The organism is Luteimonas sp. RIT-PG2_3 (genome assembly GCF_054902115.1).
Genome location: NZ_JBUBPF010000002.1, coordinates 96,901 through 116,959, shown reverse-complemented (window position 1 = coordinate 116,959; position 20,059 = coordinate 96,901). Strand labels below are relative to the sequence as shown.

General features: G+C 63.6%; 25 protein-coding genes. 19 read left to right on the top strand and 6 right to left on the bottom strand.

The features are described 5' to 3' along the window. Nucleotides 1-24 precede the first annotated feature (24 nt). From hutI to hutU, 4 genes are read left to right on the top strand one after another with little or no spacing between them, the layout of a single operon-like run. On the top strand, nt 25-1,230 hold the full coding sequence (gene hutI / locus ACYX7E_RS03395) for an imidazolonepropionase (RefSeq protein ID WP_462079152.1): 1,206 nt from the start codon (nt 25-27) through the stop codon (nt 1,228-1,230). Further along, the gene (hutH, locus tag ACYX7E_RS03390; RefSeq protein ID WP_462079151.1) at nt 1,227-2,771 is read left to right on the top strand and encodes a histidine ammonia-lyase; all 1,545 of its coding nucleotides are present in this window, start codon (nt 1,227-1,229) and stop codon (nt 2,769-2,771) included. Before hutI ends, hutH begins: the two co-directional genes overlap by 4 nt. Next, nucleotides 2,768-3,619, top strand: a complete 852-nt coding sequence (gene hutG, locus ACYX7E_RS03385; RefSeq protein WP_462079150.1) for an N-formylglutamate deformylase — start codon at nt 2,768-2,770, stop codon at nt 3,617-3,619. Before hutH ends, hutG begins: the two co-directional genes overlap by 4 nt. Beyond that, a complete protein-coding gene (hutU, locus tag ACYX7E_RS03380; RefSeq protein WP_462079149.1) occupies nt 3,616-5,277 on the top strand; it encodes a urocanate hydratase in 1,662 nt (553 codons plus the stop codon). The genes hutG and hutU overlap by 4 nt, the downstream gene beginning before the upstream one ends. A 105-nt stretch (nt 5,278-5,382) precedes the next feature. Here the strand turns inward: hutU and ACYX7E_RS03375 are convergent, their stop codons facing one another. Continuing rightward, nucleotides 5,383-6,390 carry an integron integrase gene (locus tag ACYX7E_RS03375; RefSeq protein ID WP_462079148.1) on the bottom strand — a complete coding sequence of 336 codons (1,008 nt, stop codon included), beginning with the start codon at nt 6,388-6,390 and terminating at the stop codon, nt 5,383-5,385. A 401-nt stretch (nt 6,391-6,791) separates the two neighbouring features. Between ACYX7E_RS03375 and ACYX7E_RS03370 the strand changes: the two genes are divergently transcribed. The 14 genes from ACYX7E_RS03370 to ACYX7E_RS03305 all read left to right on the top strand — a co-directional run bounded on the left by ACYX7E_RS03370 (nt 6,792) and on the right by ACYX7E_RS03305 (nt 16,432). Next, nucleotides 6,792-7,223 (top strand): DUF4279 domain-containing protein, encoded by a 432-nt coding sequence (locus ACYX7E_RS03370; protein WP_462079147.1) that lies wholly within the window; start codon nt 6,792-6,794, stop codon nt 7,221-7,223. Nucleotides 7,224-8,127: 904 nt separating this feature from the next. After that, complete coding sequence (locus ACYX7E_RS03365; protein WP_462079146.1) at nt 8,128-8,718, top strand: hypothetical protein; 591 nt, start codon at nt 8,128-8,130, stop codon at nt 8,716-8,718. A gap of 70 nt (nt 8,719-8,788) precedes the next feature. After that, nucleotides 8,789-9,187, top strand: a complete 399-nt coding sequence (locus ACYX7E_RS03360) for a hypothetical protein (protein ID WP_462079145.1) — start codon at nt 8,789-8,791, stop codon at nt 9,185-9,187. Nucleotides 9,188-9,262: 75 nt separating this feature from the next. After that, complete coding sequence (locus tag ACYX7E_RS03355) at nt 9,263-9,565, top strand: YrhB domain-containing protein (protein WP_462079144.1); 303 nt, start codon at nt 9,263-9,265, stop codon at nt 9,563-9,565. Nucleotides 9,566-10,040: 475 nt separating this feature from the next. After that, nucleotides 10,041-11,027, top strand: coding sequence for a serine hydrolase domain-containing protein (locus tag ACYX7E_RS03350; protein WP_462079143.1), 987 nt, complete (start codon nt 10,041-10,043; stop codon nt 11,025-11,027). Beyond that, nucleotides 10,967-11,539: a hypothetical protein gene (locus tag ACYX7E_RS03345; RefSeq protein WP_462079142.1), complete on the top strand. Its 573-nt coding sequence runs from the start codon at nt 10,967-10,969 to the stop codon at nt 11,537-11,539. Before ACYX7E_RS03350 ends, ACYX7E_RS03345 begins: the two co-directional genes overlap by 61 nt. 91 nt (nt 11,540-11,630) lie before the next feature. Beyond that, a complete protein-coding gene (locus ACYX7E_RS03340; RefSeq protein ID WP_462079141.1) occupies nt 11,631-12,335 on the top strand; it encodes an aspartate/glutamate racemase family protein in 705 nt (234 codons plus the stop codon). Nucleotides 12,336-12,425: 90 nt separating this feature from the next. Beyond that, complete coding sequence (locus ACYX7E_RS03335; protein WP_462079140.1) at nt 12,426-12,947, top strand: YybH family protein; 522 nt, start codon at nt 12,426-12,428, stop codon at nt 12,945-12,947. Between the two features lie 495 nt (nt 12,948-13,442). Continuing rightward, nucleotides 13,443-13,736, top strand: a complete 294-nt coding sequence (locus ACYX7E_RS03330) for a lysozyme inhibitor LprI family protein (RefSeq protein ID WP_462079139.1) — start codon at nt 13,443-13,445, stop codon at nt 13,734-13,736. Nucleotides 13,737-13,792: 56 nt separating this feature from the next. Next, the gene (locus ACYX7E_RS03325) at nt 13,793-14,110 is read left to right on the top strand and encodes a hypothetical protein (protein ID WP_462079138.1); all 318 of its coding nucleotides are present in this window, start codon (nt 13,793-13,795) and stop codon (nt 14,108-14,110) included. 202 nt (nt 14,111-14,312) lie between these two features. Continuing rightward, a complete protein-coding gene (locus ACYX7E_RS03320) occupies nt 14,313-14,702 on the top strand; it encodes a hypothetical protein (RefSeq protein WP_462079137.1) in 390 nt (129 codons plus the stop codon). Between the two features lie 195 nt (nt 14,703-14,897). Then, a complete protein-coding gene (locus tag ACYX7E_RS03315) occupies nt 14,898-15,479 on the top strand; it encodes a dihydrofolate reductase family protein (protein WP_462079136.1) in 582 nt (193 codons plus the stop codon). A gap of 115 nt (nt 15,480-15,594) precedes the next feature. Further along, nucleotides 15,595-16,029, top strand: a complete 435-nt coding sequence (locus tag ACYX7E_RS03310) for a hypothetical protein (protein ID WP_462079135.1) — start codon at nt 15,595-15,597, stop codon at nt 16,027-16,029. Nucleotides 16,030-16,057: 28 nt separating this feature from the next. Beyond that, nucleotides 16,058-16,432 (top strand): GFA family protein, encoded by a 375-nt coding sequence (locus ACYX7E_RS03305; RefSeq protein ID WP_462079134.1) that lies wholly within the window; start codon nt 16,058-16,060, stop codon nt 16,430-16,432. A gap of 15 nt (nt 16,433-16,447) precedes the next feature. Here the strand turns inward: ACYX7E_RS03305 and ACYX7E_RS03300 are convergent, their stop codons facing one another. Continuing rightward, on the bottom strand, nt 16,448-16,762 hold the full coding sequence (locus ACYX7E_RS03300; RefSeq protein WP_462079133.1) for a hypothetical protein: 315 nt from the start codon (nt 16,760-16,762) through the stop codon (nt 16,448-16,450). Continuing rightward, nucleotides 16,762-17,184: a phage baseplate assembly protein V gene (locus tag ACYX7E_RS03295; protein ID WP_462079132.1), complete on the bottom strand. Its 423-nt coding sequence runs from the start codon at nt 17,182-17,184 to the stop codon at nt 16,762-16,764. Before ACYX7E_RS03295 ends, ACYX7E_RS03300 begins: the two co-directional genes overlap by 1 nt. A 213-nt stretch (nt 17,185-17,397) precedes the next feature. On the opposite strand from ACYX7E_RS03295, the gene speE reads away from it, so the two are divergent. Further along, entirely contained in the window at nt 17,398-18,246 is an 849-nt protein-coding gene (gene speE / locus ACYX7E_RS03290) for a polyamine aminopropyltransferase (protein WP_462079131.1), read from the top strand. 94 nt (nt 18,247-18,340) lie between these two features. Here the strand turns inward: speE and ACYX7E_RS03285 are convergent, their stop codons facing one another. From ACYX7E_RS03285 to ACYX7E_RS03275, 3 genes are all read right to left on the bottom strand, one after another. Then, nucleotides 18,341-18,823: a hypothetical protein gene (locus tag ACYX7E_RS03285; RefSeq protein WP_462079130.1), complete on the bottom strand. Its 483-nt coding sequence runs from the start codon at nt 18,821-18,823 to the stop codon at nt 18,341-18,343. Between the two features lie 196 nt (nt 18,824-19,019). Then, nucleotides 19,020-19,331 carry an AzlD domain-containing protein gene (locus ACYX7E_RS03280; RefSeq protein ID WP_462079129.1) on the bottom strand — a complete coding sequence of 104 codons (312 nt, stop codon included), beginning with the start codon at nt 19,329-19,331 and terminating at the stop codon, nt 19,020-19,022. After that, nucleotides 19,331-20,038, bottom strand: coding sequence for an AzlC family ABC transporter permease (locus ACYX7E_RS03275; RefSeq protein ID WP_462079128.1), 708 nt, complete (start codon nt 20,036-20,038; stop codon nt 19,331-19,333). Before ACYX7E_RS03275 ends, ACYX7E_RS03280 begins: the two co-directional genes overlap by 1 nt. Nucleotides 20,039-20,059 lie beyond the last annotated feature (21 nt).

Below are 20,059 nucleotides of genomic sequence, written 5' to 3'. Positions count from 1 at the left end.
GTCTGCCACAGGTTGGCCCCCGAGATGCATTGCGACACCCTCTGGTTCAACGCCCGCTTGATGACGCTGGCATCGTCCCGCGCCGGGCTCGGCATCGTCGAGGACGGGCTGCTGGCCAGTGCCGACGGCCGCATCGTGTACGCCGGCCCTGCCGATGCCGCACCGGCGTTCACGGCCGACCATCGCATCGACGGCGAAGGCCGCTGGATCAGCCCCGGCCTGATCGACTGCCACACCCATCTGGTCTATGCAGGCGATCGTGCCGGCGAGTTCGAGCAGCGCCTGCAGGGCGCCAGCTACGAGGACATCGCACGGGCCGGCGGCGGCATCGCCTCGACCGTGCGCGCGACCCGCGCCGCCGACGAGGCCGGCCTGGTCGCGGAAAGCCTGCCGCGCCTGCGCGCGATGCTGGCCGAGGGCGTCACCACCCTCGAGATCAAGTCCGGTTATGGCCTGACGCTGGAAGACGAACTGAAGCTGCTGCGCGCGATCGCGCGGATCCGCCACACGCAGCCGGTCGACGTCGTCGCGACCTTCCTCGGCGCGCACGCCATCCCGGCCGGACGCGACGCGCAGGCCTACGTCGACGAAGTCTGCGGGACGATGATCCCGGCGGTCGCGGCGGCCGGCCTGGCCGACGCCGTCGACGTCTTCTGCGAACGCATCGCGTTTTCGCGCGAGCAGTCCGCGCAGGTGCTGGCAGCGGCGCGCGCGCATGGCCTGGCGACCCGCATCCATGCCGAACAGTTGAGCAACCAGCATGGCGCCGAAATGGCGGCCGGCCTGGGCGCACTGTCGGCCGACCACATCGAACACCTCGACGACGCCGGCGTCGCCGCGATGGCCGCCGCCGGCACCGTCGCGGTGCTGCTGCCGGGCGCGTTCTACTTCACCCGCGAAACCCTGGTCCCGCCGATCGCCGCGCTGCGTGCGGCCGGCGTGCCGATGGCGCTGGCGACCGACAGCAATCCCGGCACGTCGCCGCTGACCAGTCCGCTGCTGGCGATGAACATGGCCGCGACGCTATTCCGGATGACCGTCGACGAATGCATCGCAGGCTTTACCCGCGAAGCCGCGCGCGCGCTCGGGCGGCTGGACGACACCGGCACGCTCGAAACCGGCAAGCGCTGCGACCTCGCGATCTGGGACATCGGCCAACCCGCGGACCTGGTCTACCGCATCGGCTTCAACCCCCTTCATTCACGTATCTGGAAAGGAAACCCGGCATGAGTGCTGCCATCGTCCTGACGCCCGGCGACATCACCCTCGCGCAATGGCGTGCGATCTATCAGGCCGCCGATGGCACCGCCATCCGCCTTGATCCCGCTTGCCTCGACGCAGTCGCGCGCAGTGCCGACGCGGTGCAGCGCATCGTCGATCGCGGCGAGCCCGTCTACGGCATCAATACCGGCTTCGGCAAACTCGCCAGCGTGCGCATCGAGCGCGAAGACCTCGCCACCCTCCAGCGCAACATCGTGCTGTCGCACGCGGCCGGCGTCGGCGAGCCGATGCCGCTGCCGGTCGCCCGCCTGATGCTGGCGCTCAAGCTGACCAGCCTCGCGCAGGGCGCGTCGGGCATCCATCCCGACACGCTCGCGCTGCTCGAAGCCATGCTGGTGCACGACGTGATCCCGGTGATCCCGAGCCAGGGATCGGTCGGCGCCTCCGGCGACCTCGCGCCGCTGTCGCACATGGCCGGCGTGATGATCGGCGTCGGCGAAGCCTTCATCGGCGGCGAACGCCTGCCTGCGGTCGATGCACTGGCCCGCGCCGGACTGACACCGGTCACGCTCGGCGCCAAGGAAGGCCTGGCCCTGCTCAACGGCACCCAGTTCTCGACCGCGAACGCGCTGGCCGGCCTGTTCGAGATCGAGACCGTATTCCAGGCCGCGCTGGTCGCCGGCGCCTTGTCAGTCGAGGCGGCCAAGGGCTCGGACACGCCGTTCGATCCGCGCATCCACGCACTGCGCCGCCAGCCCGGACAGATCGCGACCGCCGATGCCTTGCGCGCATTGATGCAGGGCTCGGCGATCCGCGAATCGCATCGCGACAACGATGCCCGCGTGCAGGATCCCTACTGCCTGCGCTGCCAGCCGCAGGTCATGGGCGCGGTGCTCGACCTGATGCGGCAGGCGGCCACCACGCTGTCGATCGAAGCCAATGGCGTCTCCGACAACCCGCTGGTGTTCGCCGACACGCTGGAAGCGCTGTCGGGCGGCAACTTCCACGCCGAACCGGTCGCATTCGCCGCCGACATGCTGGCGATGGCGGTCTGCGAAATCGGTTCGATCAGCGAACGCCGCACCGCGATGCTGGTCGATCCGGCACTGTCGGGCCTGCCCGCGTTCCTGACCCCGAAACCCGGCCTCAATTCCGGCTTCATGATCCCGCAGGTCACCGCCGCCGCGCTGGTGTCGGAGAACAAGCAGCGCGCCTATCCGGCCAGCGTCGATTCGATCCCGACCTCGGCCAACCAAGAAGACCACGTCTCGATGGCCGCGCACGGCGCGCGCCGGTTGCTGGAGATGGCCGCCAACGCCGCGCATGTCGTCGGCATCGAACTGCTGGCCGCCGCGCAGGGCTGCGACTTCCATGCGCCGCTGCGCTCCAGCGCCGCGCTCGAAGACGTGCGCGCGCAGCTGCGCCGCCAGGTACCGACGCTGCAGGACGACCGCTATTTCCACCCCGACCTGCTCACCGCCACCGCACTGGTGCGCAGCGGCGCGCTGACCCGCACGCTGCAGCCGCTGCTGCCGGAGCTGCAGGCATGAACGCGCAGCACGCGCCACTGCAGCACGACTGGCTGGAGATCCGCCGCGGCGACGCCCCGCTGATCGTCAGCTTCCCGCACACCGGCACCGACCTGCCCGACAGCCTGCTGCCGGACTACGTCTCGCCGTGGCTCGCACGCCGCGATGCCGACTGGTGGATCCACAAGCTCTACGACTTCGCGCACGACATGGGCGCCACCACCCTCCGCACCGCGATCTCGCGCTCGGTCATCGACGTCAACCGCGACCCCAGCGGGGTCTCGCTGTATCCCGGCCAGAACACCACCGGCCTGTGCCCGACCAACACCTTCGACGACACCCCGCTGTACCTGCCCGGGCGGGCGCCGGACGACGCCGAGGTCGCGCGGCGGCGCACCACCTGGTTCGACCCCTACCACGTCGCACTCGCGCAGGAGATCCGCCGCCTGCGTGCGCTGCATCCCGGCATCGTCGTCTACGACGCGCATTCGATCCGCTCGCGCATCCCGCACCTGTTCGAAGGCGAACTCCCGCAGTTCAACATCGGCAGCAACGACGATGCCAGCTGCGACCCGGTGCTGACCGATGCCGTCGAGCGCATCTGCGCCGGCAGTGGGTACAGCCACGTCCGCAACGGCCGCTTCAAGGGTGGCTGGATCACCCGCCAGCACGCCAACCCCGCCAATGGCGTGCATTCGATCCAGATGGAACTCGGCTGCCGCGGCTACATGCCCGAACCCGGTGTCGTCACCGAGGCCAACTGGCCCCCGGCTTTCGACCCAGCCTACGCCGCCCCCCTCCGCAACACGTTGCAGCAGGTACTGCACGCCTGCCTGTCATTCGCCTCAGCACAAAGGACGTCCGCATGACCCGCCTCGATGCCAGCCGCACCATCATCGCCCCTACCGGCAGCACGCTCACCGCCAGGAGCTGGCTGACCGAAGCGCCGTTGCGGATGCTGATGAACAACCTGCATCCCGACGTCGCCGAGCGCCCGCATGAACTGGTCGTCTATGGCGGCATCGGCCGCGCCGCGCGCGACTGGGAAAGCTACGACAGGATCATCGAGACCCTGACCACGCTGGGCGACGACGAAACCCTGCTGGTGCAGTCCGGCAAGCCGGTCGGCGTGTTCCGCACCCATGTCGATGCGCCGCGCGTGCTGATCGCCAACTCCAACCTCGTCCCGCACTGGGCGACCTGGGAACACTTCAACGAACTCGACCGCAAGGGCCTGGCCATGTACGGCCAGATGACCGCCGGCAGCTGGATCTACATCGGCAGCCAGGGCATCGTGCAGGGCACCTATGAAACCTTCGTCGAGATGGGACGCCAGCATTACGGCGGCAACCTCAGCGGCAAGTGGATCCTGACCGCCGGACTCGGCGGCATGGGCGGCGCACAGCCGCTGGCCGCATCGCTGGCCGGCGCCAGCAGCCTCAACATCGAGTGCCAGCAGCGTTGCATCGACTTCCGCCTGCGCACGCGCTACGTCGACGAACAGGCCAGCGACCTCGACGACGCACTCGCGCGCATCGCCCGCTACACCGCCAGCGGCGAAGCCAAGTCAATCGCCCTGCTCGGCAATGCCGCCGACATCCTGCCCGAACTCGTGCGCCGCGGCGTACGCCCGGACTGCGTGACCGACCAGACCAGCGCCCACGATCCCGTGCACGGCTACCTGCCGTCCGGCTGGACCGTCGAACAATGGCTGGCGGCGCAACAGTCGGATCCCGACCGCGTCCGCGATGCCGCCAAGGCCTCGATGCGCACCCACGTGCAGGCGATGCTGGACTTCCACGCCCGGGGCATCCCGACCGTCGACTACGGCAACAACATCCGCCAGATGGCGTTCGATGAAGGCTTGAAGAATGCCTTCGATTTCCCCGGCTTCGTTCCCGCCTACGTGCGCCCGCTGTTCTGCCGCGGCATCGGCCCGTTCCGCTGGGTCGCCCTGTCCGGCGACCCCGAAGACATCTACAAGACCGACGCCAAGGTCAAGGAACTGATCCCCGACGATGCCCACCTGCACCGCTGGCTCGACATGGCGCGCGAGCGCATCAGCTTCCAGGGACTGCCCGCCCGCATCTGCTGGGTCGGCCTCGGCCTGCGCGACAAGCTGGGCCTGGCCTTCAACGAAATGGTCCGCAACGGCGAACTGAAGGCGCCCGTCGTCATCGGCCGCGACCACCTCGACTCCGGCTCCGTTGCCTCGCCCAACCGCGAGACCGAAGCCATGCTCGACGGCAGCGACGCCGTCTCCGACTGGCCCCTGCTCAACGCCATGCTCAATGTCGCCAGCGGCGCGACCTGGGTCAGCCTGCACCACGGCGGCGGCGTCGGCATGGGCTACAGCCAGCACAGCGGCGTCGTCATCGTCTGCGACGGCAGCGAAGCCGCCGACAAGCGCATCGCCCGCGTCCTCTGGAACGACCCCGGCACCGGCGTCATGCGTCATGCCGATGCCGGCTACGAGATCGCCAAGGCCTGCGCAAAAGAGCAGGGGCTCAACCTGCCGATGGTGTGAGTGCGGGCGGCAGCACGCGTCAGGATGCCGGCTCCCCTACGGGGAGGCGGCACCTCGAACGGGACCACGATGCTGACCGGCACAGGCTGGAACCGAAGGCGGGCTTCAGCGATCCAACGGACTGAGCACCCCGCGCGCGCCGCGATTGAGCACATGGGTATAGATCTGGGTAGTGGTCACGTCCTTGTGGCCGAGCAGCTCCTGTACCGTCCGGATATCCGCACCCGCCTCCAACAGATGGGTCGCAAAGCAGTGGCGCAACGTATGCGGTGTCACCGGCTTGTCGAACCCGGCCTCAAGCGCGGCACGGCGCACCGCTGCCTGCAAGACCTTCTCGTCGATATGATGGCGCCGGCGCACACCATCGCGAGGGTCCAGCGAGATGCGCGTCGCTGGAAACACATACTGCCAGGCTGTCTCGGCCGCTGCATTCGGGTACTTCCGGGCAAGTGCATGCGGCAAGTACACCCGTCCCAGTCCGCACGCCAGGTCACGCGCGTGCAGCAGGCGTACCTCGACCAGCTGCCGCGACAAGGATTGACGCAGTGCGCCGGGCAGCACCGTCATCCGGTCTTTGCCGCCCTTGCCATCGCGGACCGTGAGTTCATTGCGCTCCAAGTCCACATCCTTGACGCGCAGACGCGCGCATTCCATCACGCGCAATCCGCTGCCGTAGAGCAGACCCGCCATCAGCGCTTCCCGCCCCGCCAGACGCTCCAGCAAGCGTGACACCTGTGCCCGCGACAGCACCACAGGCAAGCGTTGCGGCCGCTTGGCCCGGACCACGTTCTCCATCCATGCCAACTCCAGCCCCAAGACCTCCCGATACAGGAACAGCAGCGCCGACAGCGCCTGGTTCTGGGTACTGGCGGCCACGCTGTCCCGCGTCGCCAAACCTGAAAGAAACGCCTCTACCGCCTTGCCGTCAAGATCGCGCGGATGGCGCGGCAACCAGATCCGGATATACCGGCGAATCCAATACACATACGCTTGCTCGGTCCGCAAGCTGTAATGTTTGAGCCGCATCCGGGCCCTTACCTGCTCCAACAACCGCGGTTCGCGTCCCTGCACAGCTTGAGCCGATATTCGGGTCTGCTCGCCGTCATAAGACATATCGGGGCCTCCTTGCCGCCTATATCGTCATTTTGAAGACGACCTCCTGCCGCTGTCATGGGATAACGCCATGATGTCGTTCGGATTTTCCCGCGTTGACGAGCGACCGCCCGCGAAGCAAACTCCGATAGCACCCCGGCTTGGGGTCTACTAGTAGTTAGGCGTGTGGCTTTTCACTGGTTCGGCATCGCGGCTTGCGGCCTAGCGCCAGCCAGCTGAAACTTGGCGAGTCACCGCATCGGAGCGTCCACGTGGCAAGCCCAGCATCGGAAGCATCGCAAGACAATCAGCTTGTCGACTTGCCAGCCCTGCTGGCAACCTTCGTTGGGCTATCCAGGCCTAACAATTTGCTCAAGCCGAAGCCGCTTCGCGGCTCGGCTTAGCTCAGGTGTTAGGGTCCAATGGGAGCACTCGACCACTCCGTAGCAACACTTCGATTCTTCGGTGATGACCTCGTCCCCGAGAGAGTCAGTGCATTGCTTGGTGCTGGTCCGACCGAGTCGTGCTGCAAGGGCCAGGAAATTGTGGGGCGCAACACCGGGGCTGTGCGCATAGCTAAGACCGGCAGCTGGCGCCTGAGCGTGGCACGCCGCGAGCCCGAGGACTTGGAGGCACAGATCTTTGAGATCCTCGACCAGCTCACTCACGATCTTGGCGTTTGGGAGTCCCTGACCTGCTATGAGCCGGATCTGTTCTGCGGCATCTTTATGACAGGCAGCAATGACGGTTTGCCTCTCTCGGCAAAAGCACTGCTTGCCCTGGGCCAGCGCGGCATTGCACTTGGATTGGACATTTATGATGCTGGTAACCAAGAGCCGGGCGTTGGGCCCTAACAATTCATTCAAGCCGAACCAGCTTCGCCGGTCGGCTTAACTCAGGCGTTAGACCCCAATGGCGACAGTATCGGCGCACCAGCACAGCTTTCTTCCGGACGCTTGGCCATTTCAATTGGCAGAGAACACGCTTGCCTATACGTCCAATCGCGTACTGGATGACGCAGCGCCTATTGTCCTGGTATTTCATGATCATGACAGCGAGTGGCAGTTCTTACACGGCGAGACCGGGGCAACTGATGAGTGCAAGATCATCTGTATGGGCTGCGCCTATGAACTTGATCGCTCCATTGGGATTCTTGCGGATCTTCCGCCGGGCACAATGGCGTACAGAAACTCCACATACGATTCTTGGCAGAGTGAACCGTATGCAGACGAAACCTCAGTTGAGGTCTAACAATTCATTCAAGCCGAACCCGCTTCGCGGGTCGGCTTAATTCGGGCGTTAGACCTGCCATGAGAACAATCTGCAATTTGGTAGTTCTCTTTCTTGGCATCACGCTTGGCGCATGCGCTGCTGCCGCGCCACTCCCGACCTGTTCTTCTGGGCTTACTCCTGCATCGACGGTTCCACCAAAGCTGCCGCCCCGGCTGCACAACGAGTTCTCTGGCAAAGCCCAAGTCTCGTTTGTCATTAGCTCCGCTGGTCAAGTGCAGTCACCCGTTATCGTCTCAACGGAGTGGCATCCTGTCGGTCATAGCGCCGGTCAACCCATCGGATACAACGAGGCCATTCTTTCTGCCGTTGCCCAATGGCGCTATCCGCGCAGACAGCATGCCTGCCGCCATCAAGTTCCGGTAGAGTTTCAAGTAGGCAGGGCTGGACCCACGGCTGGCAGGTCTAACAATTCATTCAAGCCGACGCCGCTTCGCGGCGCGGCTTAATTCAGGCGTTAGGCACCGCATGGAAGATCAACGCGACTTTTGGGAGTGGTTCGAACGGAACGAAGCCAAGTTCCGTGACATACAGTTGCCGCGTGATGAAGAACTGCTCGATGAGATACAAGAAGCTTTGCATGCCTACTGCTCGCATCTGTGGTTTGAGACAGGACGAGCGGACGATGGCTGCAATGAACTGATCGTGTCAGCTGAGGGACGGACAAGCTACTTCTCGGCAGTCCGTTCCTTGGTCGCATCCGCTCCGCCTATTCCTGGATGGAGATTCATTGCGTTCAAGCCAGCTCAAGGCTTTGATTTTGACACCTCCTACGCAGGAATAACTCTCAGCCCAAAGGCAACTTGGTACATGCCTCTCCAATCATCGGCTGACCCAAGTGCCTTGGGGCTTCGAATTGGCTACGCTCATTACGATCCAGCGCAAGAGCAAGAGTTTCTTGCAGGGACATTCATCATGCTGGAGTGTGCGCTTGGAGAGCTCGCGCTTGCCGAGCAAGTCCAGCACATTGAGGTTGTGGCACTGCCCTCCAGCCCAGAGTCCAGCGGATACTCACTCCTGCCGGAGCTTGCTCAGCTGATTTATGAGGGCGGCGCCTAACAATTCATTCAAGCCGAAGCCACTTCGTGGCTCGGCTTAATTCAAGCGTTAGGGGGCTTGGAGAGTGTCATTGTCGCTGAAGCCGCTGAAATCAGTGGCGCACAACGTCTGCCATCAGTTCGCCAGCACGCTCAATTACTGGGCTGGCGATTACGGCATTAATCACTTCGCGCGCTCGGTCGTTGCTGCCGGCGGCTCCGTCGCCGTGGATCTCCTTGCTGGCACGTCGCGGCCGCCCTTGGCCGGAGAAGGCGCCTTGGGCGTGCGGCAGCTGGCTTCTGCTCTTCCGGTCTTGTTGGCCAAGGAAGGCTTCGAGACCAGCCTGCTGTCCTCCGCCGTCGCCAACTACTGGGTTCGCGGCCCGTTGCCCGAGCCCGGCGGCAACGTAGCGTACGATTGCCGCGTAGAGTTCAGTACGGCCGGGGGGCGCTTGTACGTGGTTGAGCTGTCCGAGCTCAACACGCCGTAGCAGCCCCCTAACAATTCATTCAAGCCGAACCCGCTTCGCGGCTCGGCTTAACTCAGGCGTTAACCGCTAAATCGCATGATCACGAAAGAGCAAGCCCGAGAACTCGTTGCTACCTCAGTCTGTAGCAGGCCAGAATGGCTTCCCGAGGACGATGAGATCGTCATCCTTGATGCCCACACCATCGAAAAGCCATGGGGATGGGTGTTCTTTCACACCTCAAGAAAGTGGCACGAGACCCGAGACACTAATTATGCCATTGCGGGTAACGCACCCATCCTAGTCGAGAGGCTCACTGGCAGGCTCCTCGTTACTGGTACCGCGCAGGGGATTGAAAGCTACATTAAAAACTATGAGCGCACAGGCAACCCGCACGGCTAACAATTCATTCAAGCCGAACCCGCATCAGGTTGGCTAGCTGCGTCGGGTTCTGGGTATCATCGGCTTCGTAACCGCCCCGCCGCGGGTCGGCTTAATTCAGGCGTTAGGCGGCATTGACAGATCTTTGATGGCTGGATAAATGGCAAAAATTCTCTTGGAGCGATTTACCAACTTGCACGGAACGGCTTGGGTAAGATCCCACGGCATCGGATCCGAGTGTTTTGCCCTCTGCAGCTCAGAAGTTCACCCGGACGCAGACGGCATTGACGAGGGCATTGGCCAAATCACCTGCCCGGACTGCATTGCGGTAGTCCAAGCGTGCCGAGCAATTCTTGATGCAGACTTGGCGCCCGAGGACAACAATGAGCTCTTCAACAGGCGGCTGGACAATCGCTGATGCCGCCTAACAATTCATTCAAGCCGAACCCGCTCCGCGGGTCGGCTTAATTCAGGCGTTATGTGGCAAGGACAGTTTATGGCCCACCCAAATCTAGTGAAGAAAATGCAATTTGCGGCGAAAGTTCTTTCCGTTTTGATCATGGCAGCATCCCCTTGCGTTCTCGTTCAGGCAGCCCACGCAGATCAAACCGCTCCCGCCTATGCCAACACATTGCGCCGGGCGGTGGTCTTTGAGAACGGTTCTGACAGAAAGCTATCTCTTGCCGAGCGCATGGAGCGATGGAAGGTCCCAGGCATAAGCGTCTCAGTCATCAACAACTGCGAAATCGTCGATAGCCATGGCTTCGGCATCACTGGCAAGAACGGCATCGGCGTACGAAGCGATACGCTTTTTCAAGCCGCATCGGTGACAAAGCCGGTCGCTGCATTGGCCGCTCTACGACTGGTGGAGCAGGGGCTGCTCTCGCTCGATAGTGATGTGAACGCTGAACTTCAAAGCTGGAAGGTGCCTGCAAGTCCATTCGTTGATGGGCACCCGGTTACGCTGCGTGGCATTCTCAGCCATAGCGCCGGCTTGGTTCCTGGCGGATATGGCGGGTATCCCCATGGCGAACCTGTGCCAACACTGATCCAGACTCTTGACGGAGTCACGCCGGCACGGCCGAAACCGGTTCAGGTCGCTTATGTGCCCGGCTCGGACTGGCGCTACTCGGGGGGCGGCTACTTGGTTGCCCAACTTTTGATGACCGAGAAAACAGGCAAGAGCTTTGAAAGGATCATCGACAGTGAGGTCTTGGTCCCGGCGGGCATGGCCCAGAGTGGTTTTGCGGAGCCTTCCGTAGGTGGGAATGTGGCGTCAGGCCATGTTGCGGATGGCACGATGGTTCCGGTTGGGTGGCATGTTTATCCGGAACTGGCGGCTGCCAGCTTGTGGAGCACAGCACCCGATCTGGCGAGGTTCGGCCTAGCTGTGCGAAGGCTGTTAACGAAGAGCCCGATGCCATGCTTGAGCCGGCGCTCGCCAGCCAGATGGCGAATGCACATATCGGACCGCGCAGCATAGGATTTGTAGTGGGCGGCGAGGGAAAGTCCCGTCATTTCGGACACGATGGTGCGAATGAAGGCTACAACTCGTCCCTCATCCTCTATCCCGAAACATGCCAAGGTGCAGCCATCATGGCCAACTCGGACAACGCGAAGCCTCTCATTGCGGAGCTTCTTCGCAGCATCGCCGACCACTATCACTGGCCTGACACCATGCCCTCGACAGTGATGAAGCGCGATCAGCAAGATCCTGCCGTTGCTGCGAATTTCGAGGGCACCTACCGCTTCACTGATATCGCCGGTGTCGCGCCTTTCAGGATCAGCTCGGCCAAGGACGGCAGCCTCATCTTCGACCGAGGAGACGGACATCGAGAACCACTGTATGTGTCAAACGATGAACTGGTAGGCCCCGATAGCGGAATCATCATCAAAACCATTTCATCGCAAGATGGGGCAGCCGAGGTCATCACCTATTCCCGGATCGGCGGCCGTGGCACTGCCGAGGCTAAGCGTGTGGGGCAGGAGCACTGATTGCAGGCGAGATGCCGCGGAGCAGTTCACTCAAGCTGACATTGCTTCGCGTGTCAGCTCAACCCAAGCTTCTGGCCTTACAATCAGCACAATGAAAACTCCACTCCATATTGGCATCGTTGCATGTTCTGCCGAAGGTGCCGCACTTTGCTATCGCACCATCTGCGCAGAAGGTGCGCCCCTGTTGGGGCCGCACGCCCATCCCGAGGTCTCTTTGCACTCGGCCTCTCTTGCCGAGTACGTGGCATGTCTGGATGCCGGCGATCTTGATGGCGTCGCAGCGCTGATGCTTGCTTCAGCCCGGAAACTTGCCGCCGCAGGGGCAGACTTCCTGATCTGCCCGGACAACACCATCCACCAGGCGTTCGCACAGGTTGCCGCAGCATCTCCGCTGCCCTGGCTGAACATTGCACAGGTTGTGGCTTCCGAGGCCGCTGCAAAGGGCTACGGCCGCCTTGGCCTTACAGGGACCAAGTGGCTGGTTGCCAGCAATGTCTATCCTGAGCAGCTGCACGCACAGGGACTGGAGTACGTGCGCCCAACCGACGCCGAGCGCGACGAGATCGGTCGTTTGATCATGGATGAGCTGGTCTATGGCGTCTTCAAACCGGAAACTACCGCTTATTTTCAGCAAGTGATCCAGCAGTTGAAGCATCGCGGCTGCGACGCAGTCGTTCTTGGATGCACGGAGATCCCGCTGATCATCAACGACGGCAACTCCGCGCTTCCGGCATTGGACTCGACGCGACTTCTCGCTCGTGCGGCATTGCGCAAAGCGGTCGAGAACGCGCGGTAGAGCCCAGCCATTTGTTCACGCCGACTCCGCTCGCGGCCTAGCTCAACGCAGGTGCTGGATGGATCTGACAGAAAAGTGGGATTGAAAAACATGAGCCACTACATCCTCGCTGCCGTCGCTTTCAGCCTCATGTTGGTGACGAACTCACTGCCTGCGCAGAACGTCTCGCAGCCAGCCGCGGATCGAGCGCTTCCGGATGTCGCGTTGCCGCCTGAGCTGGATCGAGTGCTTCGCGACTATGAGCACGCATGGCGCACGGGAGACACGACGGCCCTCGCGTCACTGTTTGCGGAGGACGGGTTCTTGCTGCAGAGTTATCGTGCTCCAATCCAGGGACGCCCGGCCATCCAGGCAGCCTACGAAGGCGAAGACGGCGGCCCACTGCGACTACGCCCGCTCGCCTTTTTCGCCGCAGACACGATCGGCTACATCATCGGTGCGTACAGCTATGGCAGCAAATCCGGTGACATGGGAAAGTTCACCCTGATTCTGCATCGTGCGCCCGGCGAGCCGTGGCTGATCTTTTCGGACATGGACAACTTGAACGCAAAGCCGCAGCAGAATACTCCGGACACCTCTTCACCAGCCGAGAGGCCGGCGGCGGGCCCCTGAGTCGTATCCGCGCGCCTTCATCCGCCGAATAGGTCATGTATGGACTCCTCTCGTGATCCCGCTGGGATCGTCGGCCCCGACAGGAAGATTCTCGACGACCTGACTGTTTGGATGGTCAGCCGGTCCGCTGGCCTGATGTTTGACGTTGGATATTGCTGCAATCGTTCCAACGCTCCGATAGAGTTGGCTGACCGCGAGCATCGCGCCCGGACGCTTGCTGGTCGGTATGGGTGTTGCCTCCTGCAATCGACCTGACAAGGCGCAGGAGCCGACGGGTAACGCCTGCTGGATTGCCGTGGTTCCTGCACCAGGGCGTTGTCGGTGCCCATGCCGGCTTCCAGGCATGCAAGCGGGGAGCGTCGAAGATGTGCGTTGCCGGGCGTCACTACCAGGAGCCGTTGCGTGACCAGATGGATACTTGCCGCTCTTTCTCTGTGCTGCACCTGCCTCTCCGCGCACGCGGAGGGTCTCTACAGTCAACACTATATTTCCTGCATGGACAGTTCAGGCGATGCAACGACAGACGTGCATGACTGCCTCGTCCACGAGCATGCCCGGCAAGATGCCAGGCTGAATGATGCCTACCGGAATCTCACTGCGCATGTCACCGGAGATCGCAGGAAAGCACTGCTTGCAGCGCAGAGATTGTGGATTCAGTATCGTGACGCGAACTGCAAGGTCTATGCCTATCCGGATGGCGGGGTCGCGGCAGAGATCCATGAGGCATCGTGCAGGCTGGAAATGACCGTCCAACGCGCCAACGAGCTTGAGAACCTGTTCTCTGTCTGACGGTTCATTCAACCGAACCCGCTTCGTGGACTGGCTTGACCCAGAGGACAAGGCACATGCCATTTTCACGGTTTCGTTCAGACCCCGGAGGATTCTTCGCAGCGCTGTTGCTCCTGTCCGCACCTGTACATGCAACGCGCCAGTGCCCGCCTGGATTCGGCCAGAAGGATCCACTCGTCGATGTCATTGGCTGGCTGGTCGTTGCCATGGCTGTCATCGCCGGCGGCCTGCTGCTTGTCTGTCTTGCCCGACGTTCACGTGGCCTGCGCTGGCCGTCACGCCTTGCGATTGTCACGCTTGGATTTTCCGGGATGGTACTCGTATGGGCAGGAGGATTCGCTTTGGCGTTCGTCAATTTCTTCTTCAAATGTTGAGATTGCACCCTGCCAGTGCATTCAAGCCGACGCCTCTTCGTTCCGTTGCTGCTTCTTGTGGGCGAGTTACTGAAGTCACCAGGTGATACATGCCGCTGATCAGGACGGGAGCAGGTGGATGCCTGGGAAGTCCAATGCTTCATCCGACGCGACGCCACTCCCGGAGTCGGCCTGGTCGAGGCAATCGTCGCGCACGAGACCCATGACCCGTGCCTACGGAACATATGCGGGCCTGGCCTTGCTGCTATGCCCGATGCCCGCCTTGGCATCGGACTATTCGCAGCTACCCGTCGTGCTGTATGGCATCTTCGGCGTCATCTTTGCCGTCGTGTTTGCTGCCATTTGGTTTCTGACGAAAGGCGTCCCACAGCGATGGCTCCGCGTGCTGTTCCGCTGCGCCGCCGCGGCATCCTTCTGGGCCCCCATCGACCTGGGCACTGGCGACGCTTCCGCATGGTGGCCGGCATGCTGCTTCTTCCTGGATCCGCCCAATGCGACCGAGGCACCCGCTTCCATACTGGTCACCACCCTCCTTCTCTGGCTGTTCATCCTCTGCCTGCCCGCTGCCGCCAGTGATCCTCGGGGGACCTAGCGATCCGGCCGATCCCGGCCTGCGCCAGTTCGGCGCTTGGGCCTGGTCCTGAGGTGCAAGCCGGCCAGGGTTGACACCGATGGCGACGCCTGACCTCCCACTGTCGAAAGCCAGCGTCCCGACTCGTCGTGTCGATACAGGCCGGGTTGCCTGTACATCAATCGAAGGCGCGACCCGGACGATACGGAGACTGAAATGAGACAGCTCAAGATCATTGAACACATCTCGCTGGACGGCGTGATCCAGCACTCCGCGGATGGGGACGACTTCCCCTACAGCGACTGGACCGCACCTTATCGGACCCCGGCCGGCCGGGACGCGGTACTGGCGGCGCATGGCGAACGCTTCGACCTGCTGCTGGGCCGGCGCACCTACGACATCTGGTCGGCCTTCTGGCCCAAGGCTCCGGGCAGTCCGATCGCGGATCGCCTCAACGCCGCAACGAAGTATGTCGTCACCCATCGTCCGGACAGTCTGGACTGGGGGCCGTCCGAACGTCTGGGACCAGACATCGTCGAAGGGATTCGGCGCATCAAGTCGCAGGATGGCCGGGATCTGGTTCTCTCCGGCAGCTCCACGCTGACGTCAGCGGTGCTCGAGCATGGGCTTGCGGATGAGGTCGTGCTGATCGTCTCGCCTGTGCTGTTGGGAACGGGGAAGCGCTTGTTCGCGGAAGGAACCCCGGCGCAATCGTTCGTGCTCGTCAGCACGCAGGCGACGCCGGCCGGCGTCATCCTCAGTACGTACAAGATCGCCGGCCCGCTGAAGGCGGGATAGACCCGCACTCAATGCCTCTGTTCAACTTCACGGGTCATCCAGCTAGAGTCTGCGTTCTGACTCGATGACAGCCTTCCCATGCAGATCGACCTGTCGAACTGACGCCCGCCCCCACTTGCACACCATCGCACTACGATCGATTGCCATCATGGTGCTTGTACCAAGCACGTTGGCAGCATGTTTCTGGTCGATTCCCGGCACGATGTTCGTGGTTGACGCATTGCAGCGACATGAGCATCTGCGCGCCAGCGTCGCCCTGTCGATCACCATGGCAGCGGGCTGGTTCGGGCTGATCACGGCCTGGCGTCTCTATTACGATTTTCTTCGCGGGCGACTGACGGTCAGCCGTCCCGTCGCATGGGCGGGCTTGATCTGCGGCAGCCTTGCGTCATTGGCGCTTATCATGACGACGGGCGGTGCGCTTGCGTTCCGCATCGTGTGTTTTGGCTGGCCCTTGCTTGCGGTTGCGTGCTTTTCCGTCGCCTTGTGGCGACGACCCGTGCAATCCATCCACCCGATCAAGCCGCAGCCGCTTGGCGAGCAGACTTGATCTCCACCACAGGCCCGGAGTCCATCCCATGCAAACCGTCAAAGGCACCTGCCACTGCAAGGCCGTCGAGTTCGAGGTCGACCTGCTGGACGGGTTCGAGAACATCCGCCGCTGCAACTGCTCGATCTGCAGCCGCAAGGGCGCCATCATGGCCGGCGTGACGCTCGATCGCCTGCGGGTCACGCGCGGCGAGGACAAGCTCAGCCTGTACCAGTGGAATACCAGGATCGCGAAACACTACTTCTGCAGCATCTGCGGCATCTACACACACCATCAGCGGCGCAGCGTGCCCAACGAGTTCGGATTCAACCTGGCCTGCATCGAAGGCATCGACCTGTCGTCGATTGGCGCCATAGGCGCGAGCAATGGCGCTGCCCAGAGTGTGGTGGCCGCGACGCCCTGAGCCGCGTCTGGCCCCTCACCCCGCCAGTACCCGCTCCTGCGACACGGCAATGAAGGTGGGCGAGCCATTGGGTTCGGACACCGCACCCGACGCGATCGCGACCGCCCGACCCGATGCCGTGACGCGAGCCGAGCCGTGGGTCCGGATCGACGTGCAGGGCGGCGGGCCCTGGGTCGGGTCGAGCTGGCAATGATTCACCAGGACATGGTCGCCGACGCACAGGATCGGCGCGCCGGACAGCAGGACGCGGGCATTGCCCGGGATCGGCATGCCGGTGCCCGCGTGTGCGCACATCGGGACCGTCGTGGCGGTCAGCACGGGCGTCCCCATCAAGTGATGTCCAGTGCGCCGTTGTTGATCGACACGGTCGGGCCGCGCAGTGCAATCCGCGCGCCCCTGCCGTTGTCGACAACGACCCCTGCCGGGCCGATCTCGATACCGGCCCCGTCGCGGGTGCGCAGCGACAGCGTGTCGGGCGACGCAGGCTGGCGCAGGGCGTCCGGAGTCTGCGACGCATCGCTCCAGAACACGCCACACCAGATGGGCGCGTCGAGGTCGCCGCCCTCGAATTCGATCCAGACATGGCTGTCGATCTCCGGCATGGCGGGCAGTCCGCCGGGCGGCAGGCAGGGCAGCGCCCAGCCCGAGGGCGTGAGGCCGAGGACGTCGGGCACCACGGCCTGCAGCCGCCCGCGCTGCTCGGGGTCGAGGTTGTTGACGACGGTTCCGCGGTACTTGCCGTAGTGGGGCATGGGGCATCCTCCGGGGCGATGCCTCGATGATGCCCAATCGCCGGGAGGGCTGCACGCCGGCAGGCCGATCCTCCGTCCCGCGCCCCGGATGCGTTCCGCGCCTGCTGCCCCGGGCTTGGAGGCCCGTTATCGGGGCTGTCATCGCGCTCCGTTACAATGCGCGGCCCAGCGCAGGCCGACGATGACGGCCGCCCCGCCACACAGGACGTTGCCATGACCGCCACCACCTGGCTGCACGAGAATTTCGAACCCGCCGGCTCTTCGATCGGCTTCCGCGTGACCCGCAAGCTCGACGAGGTCCAGTCGCCGTTCCAGAAGATCGAGATCTACGAGAGCACAGACTGGGGCAACGTCATGCTGATCGATGGCGCGATGATGCTGACCACGCGCGACAACTTTCTCTATCACGAGATGATGTCGCACCCGGCGCTGTACACGCATGCCGATCCCAGGAACGTCGTCATCATCGGCGGCGGCGACTGCGGCACGCTGCGCGAAGTGCTCAAGCATCCGGGCGTGCAGAAGGCCGTGCAGTGCGACATCGACGAGCAGGTCACGCGGATGTCGGAGAAGTACTTCCCCGAACTCTGCGACTCAAACGGCGACGCGCGCGCCGAGCTGCTGTTCGACGACGGCATCGCCTACATGGCCAACTGCGCCCCGGGCAGCCTGGACATCGTCATCGTCGATTCGACCGATCCGGTCGGCCCGGCCGAAGGCCTGTTCAACAAGGCGTTCTTCGCGAGCTGCTTCCGCGCGCTGAAGGAGGACGGCATCCTGGTGCAGCAGTCGGAATCCCCGCTGGTACTGCTGGACCTGATCAAGGAAATGCGCGCCGAGATGGGCAAGGCCGGCTTCACGACGTTCCAGACCTTGCCGTTCCCACAGCCGTGCTATCCCACCGGCTGGTGGAGCTGCACGCTGGCGCGCAAGGGCCAGGGCTTCGATTTCCGCAGCGACGATGCCGCCGCGAAGTCGTTCGCGACCAGGTACTACACCGCCGACATGCACAAGGCCGCGCAGGTGCTGCCGCCGTTCGTGCAGGAAGCGCTCGCCGGCTGATCAGCAGATCGGTACACCCGGTGATGGCCGGATGAAACAAACGGGCCGCGCAGTCCTTTGCGACTGCGCCAGGCCCTGCACTGGCAAAAACGTGTTACCAGCCTTCCGCGGCTGATTCGCACTTGCCCGAGCACCGCACGTCACGCGACCCCATGACGGACTCTGCCATATCGCGTTCCTTGCGAATCTGGGCGACGGTCTTGCAGACATTCTGGGCACGATGACTGCCCGTGGTGCGCTCGCGGCGACAGATCATGCGCTCGTCTTCCGCCTTGTTGACGATCGCGCTGATCGCCTCCAGCGAGTTGAACAGGGTCACCTGGTCCAGCTGCGACAGTTCGCTCGTCAGTTCCCTGCCCTCGAGCAGTCCTTTGACGATGTCCTGCTTTGCAAACAGGTCCTGGCGGACTTTCTGGTCCATGTCCTTGTAGCGCCCCTTTCCGGCAAGGGCATCTGCACGGATGTCCTGCTGCTGCGTCAGGATTGCACGCGCGCTGGTGTTGGCGGGGAGATCGTTGGCAATGGCGGGCGACAGCAACGCCAGGGTAAGAAATGCCGCCAGAATGAACTGCTTCATTGTTTGCTTCCTTTCGTGTCTGACCCTAAAGCCTAAATCCATTCCCGGCCAGGCGCCACTTCGTGCCGGGCAGGTAGAGCTACGGCGCCCTCGAGAGCTTCCGTGGAGATCCAAGCAGGATTTACAGTCGAGGCGGGGTAGCGTCATGGCCACCGAATCGTGGAGGCCGCGGGATGGGGTCACGCATCCTTTCCCCTCACGACACCCCAAACAAACGCAGCAGCGCGGCCGCCAGCGCACCGATCACCACGACGCCGAGGAACGGCACGCCGCGCCACAGCGCGACGGCCGCCGCCAGCAGGGCGCCGGCCCGCGCATCCAGGGCGATGCCATCGCCCGCGCCGAAGGCGTTGCTGGCCGTCAGTGCCGCCAGCAGGCCCACGGTCAGCACCGCGGTGACGCGCGTCATCCGCGGGCTCTCCAGCCAACGCGCCGGCACCAGGTAGCCGGCACACTTGATCAGGTACGCCGCCAGGCTTGCCAGCAGGATCCAGCTCCAGAGCGACATCAGCCGGTCTCCCCTTCGGAAGGCGACACCCGGCGCGCCTCCGGCGGTGCCCACCAGCCCCAGACGCCGGCGACCAGGGCGGCGACCAGGATCGGCACGCCGGCAGGCACCAGCGGAATCGCGATGACCGTCGCCAAGGCGCAGACCACCGCGATCGCCACCGGCTCGCGCGAACGCAGGCGCGGCCACAGCAGGCCGAGGAAGGCGGCCACTGCCGCACCATCGAGGCCCCATTGCCGGGGATCGCCGATGACGTCGCCGATCAGTGCGCCGATCAGCGTGAACAGGTTCCACAACACGAAGATGCCGACACCGGCGGTCCAAAAGCCACGCCGCTGCTCGTCGGGATCGACCTGGCCAGACGCCGTCGCGGTGGATTCGTCGATCGTGACCTGCGCCGCCGCCAGACGCTTCCAGCCGCGTGGGCGCAGCATGCGGTTGACCTGCATGCCGTAGACGATGTTGCGCACGCCCAGCAGGCTGGCCGCACCGAACGCCGCGGCTCCAGTACCGCCGGCAGCGACGACGCCGATGAAGGCGAACTGCGAGCCGCCGGTGAACATCAGCAGGCTCAGCGCAACGGTCTGCCAGACATCCAGGCCGGAAGCGACCCCGAGCGCGCCGAACGAGATGCCGTATAGGCCGGTCGCGCTGGCAATGGAGAGGCCGATTTTCTCAGCCGGCGTGCGTGGTCTGGAAAAATACATCCGCCCATGATGCCAGCGCCG